The sequence below is a fragment of the Enterococcus sp. AMC1086 genome, assembly GCF_058216575.1.
In genome coordinates, this window is record NZ_CM177100.1 from 2,505,673 (window position 1) to 2,521,264 (window position 15,592).

At 35.8% G+C, this 15,592-nt stretch carries 12 protein-coding genes and 1 pseudogene; 3 read left to right on the forward strand and 10 right to left on the reverse strand.

Translation table 11 applies throughout. The features are described 5' to 3' along the window. Nucleotides 1-85 precede the first annotated feature (85 nt). The 7 genes from AC4BC4_RS11795 to AC4BC4_RS11825 all read right to left on the reverse strand — a co-directional run bounded on the left by AC4BC4_RS11795 (nucleotide 86) and on the right by AC4BC4_RS11825 (nucleotide 9,516). A complete protein-coding gene (locus tag AC4BC4_RS11795) occupies nucleotides 86-1,234 on the reverse strand; it encodes a CdaR family protein (protein WP_490475822.1) in 1,149 nt (382 codons plus the stop codon). Then, nucleotides 1,231-2,118: a diadenylate cyclase CdaA gene (cdaA, locus tag AC4BC4_RS11800; protein WP_438756987.1), complete on the reverse strand. Its 888-nt coding sequence runs from the start codon at nucleotides 2,116-2,118 to the stop codon at nucleotides 1,231-1,233. The genes AC4BC4_RS11795 and cdaA overlap by 4 nt, the downstream gene beginning before the upstream one ends. A 156-nt stretch (nucleotides 2,119-2,274) precedes the next feature. Further along, the gene (gene nifJ / locus AC4BC4_RS11805; protein ID WP_490477377.1) at nucleotides 2,275-5,958 is read right to left on the reverse strand and encodes a pyruvate:ferredoxin (flavodoxin) oxidoreductase; all 3,684 of its coding nucleotides are present in this window, start codon (nucleotides 5,956-5,958) and stop codon (nucleotides 2,275-2,277) included. Nucleotides 5,959-6,161: 203 nt separating this feature from the next. After that, nucleotides 6,162-7,187 carry a DUF3114 domain-containing protein gene (locus AC4BC4_RS11810; RefSeq protein ID WP_490475823.1) on the reverse strand — a complete coding sequence of 342 codons (1,026 nt, stop codon included), beginning with the start codon at nucleotides 7,185-7,187 and terminating at the stop codon, nucleotides 6,162-6,164. Nucleotides 7,188-7,316: 129 nt separating this feature from the next. Next, a complete protein-coding gene (locus AC4BC4_RS11815; protein WP_490475824.1) occupies nucleotides 7,317-7,625 on the reverse strand; it encodes an antibiotic biosynthesis monooxygenase family protein in 309 nt (102 codons plus the stop codon). Between the two features lie 122 nt (nucleotides 7,626-7,747). Next, entirely contained in the window at nucleotides 7,748-9,088 is a 1,341-nt protein-coding gene (glnA, locus tag AC4BC4_RS11820) for a type I glutamate--ammonia ligase (RefSeq protein ID WP_438756991.1), read from the reverse strand. A 44-nt stretch (nucleotides 9,089-9,132) separates the two neighbouring features. Continuing rightward, complete coding sequence (locus AC4BC4_RS11825; protein WP_438756992.1) at nucleotides 9,133-9,516, reverse strand: MerR family transcriptional regulator; 384 nt, start codon at nucleotides 9,514-9,516, stop codon at nucleotides 9,133-9,135. A 231-nt stretch (nucleotides 9,517-9,747) separates the two neighbouring features. On the opposite strand from AC4BC4_RS11825, the gene AC4BC4_RS11830 reads away from it, so the two are divergent. The 3 genes and pseudogenes from AC4BC4_RS11830 (at nucleotide 9,748) to AC4BC4_RS11840 (ending at nucleotide 11,867) form a co-directional block, all read left to right on the forward strand. Continuing rightward, a complete protein-coding gene (locus tag AC4BC4_RS11830; RefSeq protein WP_490475825.1) occupies nucleotides 9,748-9,969 on the forward strand; it encodes a hypothetical protein in 222 nt (73 codons plus the stop codon). Beyond that, nucleotides 9,947-10,091, forward strand: a pseudogene (locus AC4BC4_RS11835) (transposase); the annotation flags it as partial. The gene AC4BC4_RS11830 and the pseudogene AC4BC4_RS11835, both read left to right, overlap by 23 nt. Before the next feature lie 117 nt (nucleotides 10,092-10,208). Next, on the forward strand, nucleotides 10,209-11,867 hold the full coding sequence (locus tag AC4BC4_RS11840; RefSeq protein WP_490477378.1) for an IS1182 family transposase: 1,659 nt from the start codon (nucleotides 10,209-10,211) through the stop codon (nucleotides 11,865-11,867). A gap of 107 nt (nucleotides 11,868-11,974) precedes the next feature. Here the strand turns inward: AC4BC4_RS11840 and hflX are convergent, their stop codons facing one another. The 3 genes from hflX to AC4BC4_RS11855 all read right to left on the reverse strand — a co-directional run bounded on the left by hflX (nucleotide 11,975) and on the right by AC4BC4_RS11855 (nucleotide 15,583). Further along, entirely contained in the window at nucleotides 11,975-13,204 is a 1,230-nt protein-coding gene (gene hflX / locus AC4BC4_RS11845) for a GTPase HflX (protein ID WP_490475826.1), read from the reverse strand. 3 nt (nucleotides 13,205-13,207) lie between these two features. Next, entirely contained in the window at nucleotides 13,208-14,128 is a 921-nt protein-coding gene (gene miaA, locus AC4BC4_RS11850; RefSeq protein ID WP_490475827.1) for a tRNA (adenosine(37)-N6)-dimethylallyltransferase MiaA, read from the reverse strand. 936 nt (nucleotides 14,129-15,064) lie between these two features. Then, nucleotides 15,065-15,583 carry a hypothetical protein gene (locus AC4BC4_RS11855; RefSeq protein ID WP_438756996.1) on the reverse strand — a complete coding sequence of 173 codons (519 nt, stop codon included), beginning with the start codon at nucleotides 15,581-15,583 and terminating at the stop codon, nucleotides 15,065-15,067. Between the last annotated feature and the right edge of the window lie 9 nt (nucleotides 15,584-15,592).

Here is a 15,592-nt window from a genome sequence, read left to right on the forward strand (position 1 = left end):
TAACTCTCCTTCTACTTACTAAGACGTTCTCAATTATTTTACTGCTTACAACTCAGAAAATAATCAATTAACTTAGTCAATCAACTTAATTTTCTGGAACTGAATTACTCCCAATTTCTGTCTCATCTTCCTCAGTAGGTTTTGAACTAGACGTACTTGATGAACTTGATGTACTAGAAGAACTGGTTGTTTTTTCACTAGAAGGCACTGGCGTCGGTACTCCTTGACCCGAATTCGATGTCGTTGAGCCTTGTCCGCTAGTTTCAGAAAAACTGGTATTCGCTCCTGAAAAGACTGGATTGATTGTCACTTCTACTTCCTCAGGTGAAACAATGTACTCTGAATTTGTTGGAATCTTTATTTTTTGTTTCGTTGATGATTTTATGTTGCTCACATCAACAGGTAATTCTATTGTGTCGATTGCATCTAAAATTGATTTTTTCCCTCTAATTTCGATTTTTTGTTCTGAAAAATTGAAGGTATAATACTCAATACCTGATGGGGGCGAACCCGTCGGAGTAATTGTTAATCCTACTTCTTTTGAAGGCAATATCAAATCAACGACAACTTTTACCTGAGGTGCTGGATTTTCAATACTCAATACTTGTCCTTTTGCATCGATAGCTTGAACATTAACCGTTTGTTTGATCGTATCAACGGATTGTTTGACATTTGATAGCGGGGCAATCACACGGGTAATAGCTTTAGCTGTTTCTTCTCCAGTTGTAATTTCTACTTTTTCAGGACTTAAAGTTGTTTTTTCTACTTTGTACCCTTCTGTCTCGATTGATTCAGGCAATTGTGCCTCTACATTAAATGTTTTTGTTACTTTTTTCTCCATTGTCACCGTTATTGTTTTGGGTTCAATTTCGGCCGTTACGGCTGTACTCAATCCTTTTACTCTCAACTGAATTTCGGATGTTCCAAGTGGTATTTCCGTCAGATCTGCAACTACCTGAAAGTTTCTAGTATCTTCATTCGATTCTAAATCCAGTTGAATTCGATTAGCACTAGTTAAATGGACATTGACTGTATCTTCATAACCAGAAACAAAATACTTATCTTGATCATAATCTAATTGAACAGGAACATTATACAACATTTCATCATATACTTGGCTGGTCCCTGACATAGTACCTATATTCCCAGAAGAATTAGCATTGAAAAACAACAACAAGGCAAAAAGTAATGCAAGCAACCTTGAGAACCAATTGCTTTGAGAGGCTTTTTTCATTTCTTTTTCGCCCCTTTCGATACACCTTCAATAAAGTGTTGCAAAAGATTTTTTTTATCTTTACTATCTTCTTTTGGAACCAATTCTGCTCGAAGAATTTTTAGATATTCTTCTTGTGTTAATCGAGGAATCAGATCATTATTCAATGTCAGGCTAACGTCACCTGTCTCTTCTGATACGATAATTGTTACAGCATCACTTACTTCACTAATACCAACGGCTGCTCTATGACGAGTCCCGAATTCTTTAGGAATCAAGTTACTTTCTGACAAAGGTAAATAGGCACTTGCCACGGCGATTTTCCCTTGTTTTACGATTACTGCACCATCATGCAACGGCGTATTTGGTATAAAGATATTGATCAGTAATTCTCCTGAAATATCAGCGTCTAAATCGATACCTGTTTCAATGTACTCATCTAATCCGGTATTTTTTTCAATTGTAATCAGTGCGCCAATTTTTCGTTTAGCCATGTACTGAATAGCTTTATCAAAGGCAAGAATCATTTTCTCATCTTCTTGCTGTTCTGATCGACTCGGACGGAAAAATGAACTTCTACCAAGATGTTCTAAGCCTCGCCGGACTTCTGGCTGGAAAATCACGACAGCGGCAATAACACCATACATAATGACTTGGTTCATTAGCCAAGACAATGTATGCAGTCCGATAATTTCACTAAGTATGCGAATCACAATAAAAACAGCGACTCCCTTTAACAGCTGGACAGCCTTTGTTCCTCTAACGAGCATGATTAATTTGTAAACAAGATACCATACTACTAAAATATCTATAATATTGATGATAAAATCACGCGACAAGAAATCTGATGAGATCAATTGCCGCCAATAATCTAAATGAAATAATTGACTAAGTTGAAAAGACATCATAAACCTCACTTCTCTCTCAAGATTTCTTAAATAAGTATACCATAATCTTTTGCTTGGTTACAGGCTGAGAACAAATGATATAAAAATTTAAATAAAAAAGAATGAAAGAAGAAGACCTCAGTGATCCACTTCTTTCATTCTAACCTAATTCAATTATTCGTCTGTTTTCCCGCGTTTTGCTGCACGTTCTGCTCGTCTGGCAGCTCTTCTTGCATCTGCTTCTGGATCAACCACACGTTCTTTTTTTTGTCGTGGTAGAGAGGCTTTTTCAGCCTCGATTTTATCCGTTGTCTTTTCTAATTTTGCTCGAATTTTTTCTTCTTGTCCAGCCATGCGTGCATAATTGTAAAAACGATTTTTTGCATCAGCAACTGTTTTTTCAAAAAGTTTACCTGCAAATTCAGGCTGTGTAGATTCTAACGAAGAAAAACGGACTTGTTTTTTCATAAAGTCTTGCATTTCTTCAAAATTCGGTTTTTTATAATCTAATGTCATTGGATTTTTTCCTGACTCTCTTAATTCAGGATTATAACGATACAATGACCAGTACCCAGAATTAACTGCTTCTTTGGCTTCTTCTAATGTTTTACTCATCCCACCAGCTAATCCATGTGTGATACATGGCGTATACGCAATAATAATGGAGGGTCCAGGAAACCGTTCGGCTTCTTCAAAGGCTTTAATTGTCTGCATTTGATTCGCTCCTGATGCGATTTGTGCGACATAAACATTACCATAAGTCATCGCCATCATGCCTAAATCTTTTTTAGAGACATATTTTCCACTTGCAGAAAATTTGGCAATTGCAGACGCTGGTGTAGCTTTTGAAGTTTGCCCGCCAGTGTTAGAATAGACTTCATTATCTAAAACGAGCATATTAACATCTGCTCCACTAGCAAGAACATGATCGATCCCACCATAACCAATATCATACGCCCAGCCATCTCCACCAATCATCCACTGACTATTTTTCACGAATAAATCCTTATCAGCAAAAATTGCTTCTAATAGCGGTTGACCATTTTTTTCATCAAGTAATGCAGCTTTTAATTTGGCAGCACGTTGCTGTGTTCCTTCTCCCGTGTGCATATGATTGATCCAGTCTTCCATTAATAGTCTCAATTCTTGAGAAGCAATATTCATCGCTTCACTCATCTTCATTGCTAAATGTTCACGACGTGTTTGGCTAGCTAATAGCATGCCATAACCAAATTCGGCATTATCTTCTAATAACGAGTTAGACCAAGCAGGACCTTGTCCTTCAATATTTGTCGTATAAGGAGAAACAGGCGCCGCACCACCCCAAATAGATGAACATCCAGTAGCGTTTGCAATCATCATGCGATCACCAAACATTTGAGTCAATAATTTTACATAAGGCGTTTCTCCACAGCCAGCACAAGCACCTGAAAATTCTAATAGGGGTTTGTTGAACTGTGTTCCTAAAACGGTATTTGTTTTAGCTGGATTTTCTTTTTGCTTCAAGGTCATAGAAAAGGCCCAGTTCATCGCTTGTTCTTTTTGCTCTTCGTAAGGTTTCATGACTAAAGCTTTGCCTTTTGCGGGACAGGCATCCACACAAAGACCGCAGCCTGTACAATCTTCCACAGAAACTTGAATACGGTATTTCAATCCGTCAGCACCACGCATTTCCCTTACGATATATCCTGCAGGTGCTTCTTCCATTTCTTCATCATCTGCCAAGAATGGACGGATCGCTGCATGGGGACAAACAAACGCACATTCATTGCACATCGTACAACGATCGCTATTCCATTCAGGAACTTCTACAGCGATACCGCGTTTTTCTATAGCTGTTGTACCTAGCGGCATACGTCCATCTGTCATGTCATTTTTGATAAAAGCACTGACCGCAAGATCATTTCCTTCTTGTCGATTGATTGGCTCTACGATCTCATGAACATAGTCAGTAATATTCTCTTTACGGACTTTTGGTTTAACTTCAATTGTTTTCCAAGCAGCTGGCACTTCGACCTTATGCAGAAGTTCAACCGTGCGTTCAATTGCTTGAATATTTTTTTCAACAACTGACATAGATTTTCTAGCATAACTTTTGAATGCTTCTTCTTTTAAGATTGGTAAAACTTCATCAAATGGCATGATGTCCGCCAATTTAAAAAATGCTGTTTCCATTGCTGTATTGATTCGTCCGCCCAAACCTACTTCACTGGCTAATTTTACGGCATTGATCGTATAAAAATCAATCTCATTTTCAGCTAAATAACGTTTTAATTTATTTGGCAAGAAGCGTTCTAATTGCTCATCATTCCAAACCGTGTTCAGTAAAAAGGTTCCGCCTTTTTTCAACCCTTTAACTAAATCATACGTATTTAGGTACGCGGCTGTATGACACGCAACAAAATCTGCGTGCTCAATCAAGTAAGTCGAACGAATTGCTGAATCCCCAAAACGCAAATGGGACACCGTTAAGCCACCCGATTTTTTTGAATCATAATAAAAGAACCCTTGGGCATATTTATCTGTATGATCCCCAATAATTTTGATTGCTGATTTATTTGCACCAACGGTACCATCTGAACCAAAACCCCAGAATTTTGCTTGATAGGTTTTAGGATTGGTTAAATCAAGTGCATCTCCACAGTCAAGAGACGTGTAGGTCACATCGTCTACAATTCCGATCGTAAAACGAGATTTCGCTGTCTTTTTGTCTTTTAATAGTTCATCATAGATTGCAACGATTTGATTTGGTAAAACATCCTTTGAACCCAATCCATAACGTCCGCCGATAATCATCGGACGCAAGTCAGATTCATACATCGCACTTTGAACATCTAAAAGTAAAGGCTCTCCACCTGCTCCAGGTTCTTTCGTACGATCCATCACGCCGATTGCTTTAACCGTTTTAGGCATTTTTTCTAAAAAGTTTTCAATTGGGAACGGACGATACAAATGAATATTTAAGAAACCAACTTTTCTCCCTTGTTTCGTTAGGAAATCAATGGTTTGCTCGATTGCTTGTGCAGCTGATCCCATCGAAACAATCACTTCTTGCGCATCTTCTGCACCATAATAGGTAACTAGATCGTACGATGTTCCTCTAAGCAAATTGATTTCATCCATATATTTTTTCACAACAGTTGGAATTTGTTCATAGTAGCGATTGATCGTTTCACGTTGTTGAAAATGAATATCTGGATTTTGGTTTGTTCCGCTAACAGAAGGATGATTAGGATTCATACTTCTGCTACGAAACGCATTCACTTTTTCTTGATCCAATAACGGGGCTAATTCGTCATAGTCCAATACTTCGATTTTTTGTATTTCATGACTTGTTCTAAAACCATCAAAGAAGTTGATAAACGGTACACTCGATTCAATTGAAGCCAAGTGAGCTACCGCAGATAGATCCATAACTTCTTGTACACTGCTTTCGCATAGCATCGCAAACCCAGTCTGACGAGCAGCCATAACATCACCATGGTCACCAAAAATATTTAACGCATTTGTCGTTACCGCTCGACTCGCTACATGAAAGACGGACGGAAGGAGTTCTCCTGCAATCTTATACATATTTGGAATCATTAATAATAGTCCTTGTGAAGCTGTATATGTAGTTGTAAGTGCACCTGTTTTTAGCGATCCGTGGACCACACCTGCAGCACCTGCTTCTGATTGCATTTCAACAATTTTAACAGGTTGTCCAAAAATATTTTGCTTTCCTTCTGCCGACCATTGATCAACAAGTTCCGCCATTGTCGAGCTAGGTGTAATTGGATAAATAGCGGCTAATTCAGTAAACGCATATGAGATGTACGCAGCAGCTGTATTCCCATCCATTGTCTTCATTTTTCGCATTATAATAGTCATCATCCTTCTATCTAAAAGTAGAATAGTTGCACGCATATTCTTTTCTATTATAACGGAAATACACCAAATTTGAAATGTTTTGTGAAAATATTTCACAAACTTATTAATTGGGCTATGTTTCTTTTCCTATAATACAAACGATTTTTGTGAAAAAAAAGACTAAGTCAGTAGAAATAGAATGCTGACTTAGCTTATTTTTCGGTCAAATTTTTTTCCGTTGTTTTTTTATATTTGATCCCTTTTTCTGATAGTCTTCTAACAATTTGGTAAACCCAATTATCCGTTGGTGAAAGCCAGGTACGTTTCACTTCATTTCGCTTGTTTGTATCAAAATATCTAGGTGGGGTTCCGTCTAATTTATCATGTGTATGATGTTGATCTGCTCTCGGCCGTTCTCCGTAATTAAATGTTTCGCCATTTGCGATTGCATTTTCTAAGAAATCTCTTGCTTTAATATCGTCTTTCCATTGGCTTAAAAGCTGTCCTTGTTCGTCTACAATAAACTCACTATGATAATCCTTAGATAGAATCTTTCGATAAAATCCATGTTTTCTGACTTTTTTTAGTAATCCTTTGTTTGTAAGACTTCTAGATCCCTTTTTGAGATCTTCCATCGCTATATCGAAGCCTAATTGAGCACGATTATGGTATTGTGGATCTGCATAAAACCAATCATTACCAAGAATCATTTTTATTGCCGTTTCGTCATTTTTTAAACCGTATTTATTTTTATAGTTTTCCACGTATTCAATCGTACATTTATCTAAATAATTTCTAAATTGATGGATTTTTGTTTCATTTGCGTATTTTTTCTTAAGAGCGATCTTTGTTAATTTTTTGTCTGCAGGATCTATGACCAAGCCATCAGGATAAGCTCGCTGTACGACTTTTGAGTAACAATCAAAAAAAGGAGCCCCAGGTGGCATTTCATCAGAAAATTTATATTCTGTTGATACAAACTGTAAATCGCCTGAATTATCTAAATGACCACCCAAATGATCAATAACAAGCATGACTTTTTCTTGATCAGACAGCTGACTTTTTTTTAACATTTCTGTGTAAATTTCAGAACCAACTAAAAAAATCTCATGATCCGTGTTCATTTTTTTTTCACTTATATTCCTTATGTATACATTCAAAGCGTCTTTATCCCATCCATGTTGTCGAAGTATTTCTATTTTCTCTAGGATAGTTGAAGAAAAATTTAATTCTTTCACGTCTTTTCTCCTTAGAATTCGTATAAGAGCTAGGATACCAATCTTCTTTCCAAGTCCATATTTATTTGAGCAAATAAAAAGAAAGAATCCAAAGTAGATAGGTCACTCTCAGATTCTAACATATTCTTTTTAAAATGAAACTTCGTAGCTTTTTCTAATTTTCTCTATTATAAAGGACGGCTTAGTTTCTTTCTTTTTATGTGCTTCTCGATGTTCTTGTAAATGTTCAGGACGCTTCAGCCAGTTTTGAAAATCTTTTTTACTTTCCCATTTAGAAACCAACATAAACTCACAAGTATTTTTTTCTTCTAAAAACCAGCATTCACTTGATATACAACCTGAAAATTCCAACATTGAAGTAACATCCTTATTTGTTTTGGTTTCGAAAATTTCTTTGCCTTCTTTTTTTATAATAAAAGTAACGGTTTGAACAATCATCCTTCTAGCTCCTTTCATTTAATTGATAATGATTCTCACTTAAAATTATAGCATACTTCACCATTTTTGACTGAAAGTTTAAAAAAATGGATAAACCAATTTTCGGTTTATCCACACATTTCTTAGTATAATTCTAAATATTGTTCTCTTTCCCATTCAGAAACCGTTTGGCGAAACGCAGCCCATTCCATACGTTTGGCTTCAACAAAATTTACATATATATGTTCACCTAATGCGTCCATCATTACCTCATCTTTACGTAATTCTTTGATTGCATTATGGAGTGTCGAAGGTAAATCATGAATTTCTGCTTCTTTTCGCTCTTCCTCGTTCATCACATAAATATTGCGGTCAACTGCTTGAGGTGGCGTAATCTCATTTTTAATTCCATCTAAACCAGCTTGCAAAAGAGCTGCCATTGTTAAATAGGGGTTTGCTGATGGATCAACAGATCGTAATTCTAAACGAGTCGATAACCCACGTGACTCAGGAACTCGTACTAAAGGCGAACGATTGCGGCCGCTCCATGCAACATAAACGGGTGCTTCATATCCTGGTACTAAACGTTTATACGAATTAACAGTAGGATTGCATATTGCGGTGTAGGCACGCGCATGCTTCAACAAGCCACCAAGAAAGTGATAAGCGGTTTGGCTTAATTGCATCGGACCATTTTCGTCGTAAAAGACATTTTCATTCTCTTTAAATAAAGACATGTTGCAATGCATACCAGAGCCATTGATCCCATACAGTGGTTTTGGCATGAAGGTTGCGTGTAATCCATGTTTTCTAGCAATTGTTTTAACCACTAATTTAAAGGTTTGAATATTATCACAAGCTTCAATGACATCTGCATATTTAAAGTCAATCTCATGTTGCCCTGGTGCTACTTCATGATGAGAGGCTTCTACTTCAAAACCAAGACTTTCTAATTCAAGGACGATATCTCTACGGCAATTTTCACCAAGGTCTGTTGGTGCAAAATCAAAATAGCCACCTCGGTCATTTAAATCCGTAGTAATTTTACCGTCTTCATCCAATTTGAATAAGAAAAATTCTGGTTCAGGCCCAAGATTGAATGAAGTAAAACCTAGCGCCTCCATATCGGCCAATGCTCGTTTTAAATTGCCACGAGGATCTCCAGCAAATGGTGTTCCGTCTGGATTATAAATATCGCAAATCAATCGAGCAACCTTCCCGTGGTCACTTTCCCATGGAAAAATCATCCACGTCGATACGTCTGGATACAAATACATATCACTTTCTTCAATTCTCACAAAACCTTCAATAGAAGACCCATCAAACATCATTTTATTGCTTAACACTTTGTCCAATTGGCTCACTGGAACTTCCACATTTTTGATTGTTCCCATAATATCTGTAAACATTAATCTTAAAAATCGAACATTTTCTTCATCTGCTATTCGTTTGATATCTTCTACTGTGGTTTGTTTATTCGTCATTGTATCCTTCACGTCCTTCATTTTTTTTGTCTAAAGCGCAACTATTATAATTTTGGTCCTCTTGATTGGAATGGATTTTGTTGAGTAAGCCCACCTTGAGAAATCAGTTCATCATATAAAATCTTCCGAACGTCTTCATCAGTCAATGGTTTGTTTGATTCTTGCGCATGCATTTGTTCTTCTAACTTCATCTCATAAACGCGCTTGATCCCTGCCATATTTAGACCATCAGATAAATAATCTTTGATTTCCAACAATACATCTATATCATTTAGTGAATACATGCGTCGGTTTCCATCACTTCTTTCAGGATGAATCAAATCTTGCTCTTCATAATAACGGATTTGACGTGCCGATAGATCAGTCAGTTTCATAACTGTACCAATTGGAAAAACTGACATTGATCTTCTCAGTTCCTTTTCTCTCATATCCACCCCCCTCTCTTAGATAAATATAGAATATCAATACTTTTTTCTGTTGTCAATGATTTATGTAAGGTTTTCTGACATAAAAATAAAAGAGCTATTGAAAAACCTTTAAATCAAGTATTCTTCACAAAATTTGGATTAAAACAAAAAAGAGGTTAGGATATAACTCTACGATTTATATCAGCTCTATACTTTATGATGTTGGCGAGAAATCACCGACATCTTTTTTTAATGCAAAATATTAGAAAAGACATCCTGATATCCTTTAGAATTAAGTCGTCTAAAACAATTCAAAAAGGGTGTTCGATTTCTAAAAAAGTGAAGTTATCCATTGCCAATCGATTAAGAAAGGTTACGTCTATGAGTGAGATTGCGCGTCAACAGAAGGTCTCTGTCTCTTCTGTTTATAGTGTCTTGAAACCAATTTTCGGAATGCTTGAACAACCATATTAAAGTATTAAAGAGAAACGCGTATGGATTTCGTAATTTCTACAATTTTAAATTAAGAATTGCTTTCTGCTTTTGGTAACGTTCTTTTTCAATCGAATAGAAAGAGCTTGGGACATAAGTCCTAACGAAAAATCCAGATACCAGTCAAATTGATTGGCATCTGGATTGTTTTTTTGTACAAAAATAAGAACACCTTTGCTAAAATAAAAGTGACTAAACAAATAAGTCAGCGAGGTGTTCTTATGTTTAAAAATTATACCACAAATCAAGTCGTTCTTCCTCTAGATTTTAGTTTTCAGTTAGAAAAAAACGATATTGCGTTTGCCATTGATCAATTAGTTGAAAGTATTCCGGAGGAACGCTTTCTTCCTTTTCATCATCAAATGGGGCCTTCTTCTTATCATCCGAAAATGATGATGAAGATGATTTTATGTGCCTACACACAATCTGTATTTTCTGGTCGCAAGATTGAAGCCTTGACGAAAGACAGTATTCGCATGATGTGGCTTACTCAAAGTTATCAACCTAGTTATCGAACCATCAATCGTTTTCGAGTGAATCCTTTAGTGAATGCACTCCTTCGGGAGTGCTTCGTCCAGTTCCGTAGCCAATTAGTCAAGGAACAATTAATCGATGAAGAAGCCATTTTTATCGATGGTACAAAGATTGAAGCCAACGCCAATAAATACACCTTTGTTTGGAGAAAATCCATTGATAACTTTGATAAAAAGCTTACTGAAAAATCAAATTTTCTCTACGATGAATTGTTAAAGAATCAAATTATTCCTGAAATTGAGCGAGAGTCCTCAAAAGAATTATCTGTCACTGAATTAGGTAAGATTGAAGAAAATCTCGCGCATGTTGTCGAAAAGTTTACAGAAAAAATCGAACAAGCAGAGGATGGAATTACGCGCAAATCAATCCGTTCTAAACGAAAAATTCCTAAAAAATTAAGGACACTTTTCAAGGACTTTAAAGAGCGAAAACTCGCTTATCAAAAACATAGACAGATTTTAGGGCAACGAAACAGTTACTCTAGAACTGATCTAGATGCCACTTTTATGCGCATGAAAGACGATCATATGAAAAATGGTCAGTTGAAAGCAGGTTATAATCTTCAAATCGCCACGAACAGTCAGTATATTTTAGGCTATGATCTTTTCTCAAATCCAACAGATACACGAACATTGCGCCCTTTTTTAACCACTTTAAAAGAGCGTTTCTTTGATCTGCCAAACTATATTGTCGCAGATGCCGGCTATGGAGGAGAAGAAAACTATCAAGCGGTTTTAGAGGATCACGAGCGAACACCACTCATCACTTATGCCATGTACCATAAAGAACAGAAGAAAAAGTTTAAACAAAATCCGTTCCTTCCAGCAAACTGGTCGTATCAGGAATTAGATGATACGTTTCTTTGTCCAAACGGACGAAAAATGAATTTTCGAAACTATTCTATTCGTACAGATAAATATGGCTTTAAACGTTATTTAAAACGGTATGAATGTGAAGACTGCTCGAATTGTCCTCTTCGAAGCCAGTGTACAAAAGCGAAGAGTGACAAGAATCGTGAGATTCAAAAGAACATGAATTGGGAATACTTTAAAGCAAGAATTCAACAGCTGCTTTCAGAAGAAGAAACAGGTAAACTCTATCGTCAACGAAAAATTGACGTCGAACCAGCTTTCGGACATTTGAAGGCTTGTTTAGGGTTCACTCGGTTCTCTGTTCGAGGGAAACAACAGGCACACAATGAAATTGGATTCGCGTTAATCGCAGTAAATTTAAGGAAATATAGGCTAAGTAAGCTAGAAAACATGAAGGATTCTCCCAATAATCTAAAAAATAAAAGACTGAAAAACATTTTTATGATTTTCGGTCTTCTGTTTTATTTGTCTTAAGACTTATGTCCCAAGCTCTTTCTTCATTATTGATTTAATTCTTTGGGTATTCTTCACCAATATTAACTGACAAATAGCCTCAAATAAAATTTTGAATGATCAAAAATCTATCTTGCCCACTTAGCAGTTTTCGATGCAAATCCCTTTACATGATACACATTTTTATCTTCTTCAAAAACTTTAGACAGAAGTAATGTATAGCGAGTTAATTGACTCAACTCCAATCCTTGATCTGATGGTATATCGAATTCATAAGGCACTAGCAATTCCATCATTTTTTCTCGCACAGATCTAGTAAGTTCTTCTTTTCCCAATGTACTTTTAGCCGAAACTAACACGTTTGGAAACAAGGTCGGAACAAATTCAGTTTCATCAATTTGATCACTTTTATTATACACAGTTAAAACGGGAATTTGTTCTAAATCTAAATCATTAAGTAATTCTACAACCGTTTGTTCATGCTGTAAACGATCTTCTGCACTGGCATCCACCACGTGTAATAATAAATCCATGTTGCGGCTTTCTTCTAGTGTTGATTGAAAAGCTTCAATCAATTGCGTAGGTAAATCTTGAATAAACCCTACCGTGTCAGTTAATGTTACAATCATTCCTTGAGGTAATTGCCATTTTTTAGTTAATGGATCTAATGTTGCAAATAGTTGATCTTCTGAATAGGCTCCAGCCGTGGTCAATAAGTTTAAAATTGTTGATTTTCCTGCATTGGTGTATCCAATCAACCCAATCTGAAAAATATCTGACAAACGACGCTTTTTTCGGCTTCGTTCACGATGTGCAGTCACTTCTTTTAATTCTCTTTTGATTGCAATAATTTTATTTCGAATGTGTCTTCGGTCTGATTCAAGTTTGGTTTCTCCTGGTCCCCTTGTACCGATTCCTCCGCCTAAACGAGATAATTGTTTCCCTTGGCCAATCAGTCGGGGGAGCAAGTAATTCAGCTGAGCCAACTCAACTTGTAGCTTTCCTTCTTTTGAACGAGCCCGCATCGCAAAAATATCTAAAATCAACTGAACTCGATCAATTACTTTCACTCCGACAGCTTCAATGATCAATTGAGTTTGTCTCGGCGTTAGCTCATGATTGAAAATGACGATATCGGTTTCATATGCATCAACCAACTGTACTAATTCCTCTAATTTTCCTTTACCGATCACTGTTTTCGAATCAATTCGAGTTTTTTTTTGCGTTAAAGAAAATACGACTTCTCCTTGTGCGGTTTTAGTTAAATTTTTCAATTCTTTCATAGAACCTTCGAATCGAGTATAATTTTCCTCTGTTTCTACCCCTACCAATATGACTTTTTCTGCTTTTTTTTTCATCATTTATCCTTTCGAAGAATCTAGCCAGATCTCTATTTTATTTTCTAACTCCGAAATACTAGCCGATGCTTGTACTAAATCCCACCAACTGGCATTCATGCGATTTTTAAACCAGGTTAATTGTCTTTTCGCATACCTTCTTGAATTTTGCTTTACTTGATTGATTGCTTCTTCTAACGTTTTTTCACCTTCAAAGTAAGGGAAAAATTCTTTATAACCGATTCCTTGAATCGATTGTTGTGTTTGTTTTTTGTACAGTAATTTTGCTTCATCTAGAAGCCCTTGATTGAGCATTGTGTCCACCCGCTCATTGATTCTATCATAAAGAATAGTACGATCTGTCTCTAATCCTACTAAAAAGTAATCATATAATGGTTTAGGCGTTTCTTTAGGGCTTAAGATACTATAACCTGTTTTATCAAACACTTCCAAGGCTCGAATTATCTTTTTTCGGTTATTAAAATGAATACGTTCTGCAGCTGCTGTATCCTTTTCCTTTAACAAATCCCATAAGGACTGATTTCCATGAACTTCAGCGAACAAATTATACTTCTCTCGAATTTCTGCTGATTCATCTTTAACACCTAATTCAAAGTCGTACAGCAGTGCTTGAATGTAAAGACCTGTTCCACCAACAACGATCGGCAATTTGCCTTTCTCTATGATCGAATCGATTGCTTGACGACCTTCTTTTTGAAAATCAGCTACGGAATAGGTTTGTGTTAATTCACGACAATCGATCAAATGATGCACAATACCAGCACGCTCTTCTTCTGTTGCCTTTGCAGTTCCTATATCTAATTGTTTATAAACCTGCATAGAATCACCACTGATTATTTCTCCATTAAATTTTTCGGCTAATGAAATACTTAAAGAGGTTTTTCCAACTGCAGTTGGACCTGCAATCACTAATACTTTTTTCAATCTGTTCATCCTTTATTTTGTATGTTTTCTCGTATTTTCAATGCAAACTCTGGAAAATCTGTGTAGATACCTACTAAATATGATAGTTAAAACAAATTTTCATCTTTTCCTTGTCATTAACAGTCCAAGGTCGAATTACTTTAGGATAATCAGCCAAGTAATTCAAATGCTCTAACACCCATGTGATTTCAGGATGAATTCCTTCGACAAATGTTGATTGAAGAGCTTTTATTTTATCTGTTTCTGATTACTTAAACAATGAAATGATCTTTTGTTCTTTTTCTATTTTCCAAATTTTTTCTAAACTTTTAAAATAAAAACTTGAATACATCTAGTTAAACGTTCTGACTTGGAAATGTAGTAACTGAATTATTTGCTACTCAATTATTTCATATTGTATCTTTTCAGTTTTGATTTCAATAGTTAATAATCTTTGAAAATTCTTTTTTTAACGCGATCAATACTTCTTGTCTAATCGTAATTCCCTGGAAAATCGAATTTTTTCAAACTAACTGCCAACATCCAGCTATTTTAATCCGACTAATGTCAAGCATCCCACTTTTCCATGACCGTTGGTCGTACGATCGACAATTTCATCATGAATCAAAACAAGCAGATGTTTTTTGATAGTTGGACGTCTAATTCGATCCCGGTAATTTTAAATTGAACAGCTTCTTTAAAAGCAACTAAAGTATTTTAAGATGGGTTCCTTTAATGCCGCGATAGGCGATCATTTTTGTCACAATAGTCCCTTCAATCGGAATTATTGTATCACTCTTAAGAGCGAGTATCAAACAATTAGAAGTATTTCTGTTTATAAATGAGAGCTTGTGACAAAGGGAATGGTTGAACTAAAACCCGCACGATGCATAAATGTATTGTGCGGGTTTTTGGGATTTAAAAAGCTTTCAATCCTTATTTTTGATGATTATTTTTTTATCTTTTGTACTCTTTCACAACATCTACTATTGTTTTTTTCTCTTTTTTGGCTTGTTTTATAAAATCAACGATTTCATTGTTATGAAACTTATTTGGATCAATATCCGCTGCTTCTAATTCTTTACGAACTTTTTCAATCTCAGATTCATCAAAAATTTTTTCTGGTTTGTTTTTCAAATAATCAGAAATAGATTGGTCATTTTTATCTAGTTCTAAATCCATTATTTGAATCTCCTGATCTGAAAATAAGGTACTATCAAAACCAGCTTTTTCAATTTTTTCTCTGTAATTTTTTAGTTCTTCTATACTGAGAGTGATCTTCTCATAGCTATATGACGTTTCTGTCTCACTAGAATAATCAATCACTGACTGTACTGATTGTTCAACAACCTTAGATAATGTTGTCTCTGAACTTTGACTATCTACTTTTTTCTTATTATTCGTTTTAACAAAGAAAAATAGACCAATTACTAAAATGATGATAGCAGACAATATCAAAATCTGTTTATTTTTCATTATCCATCC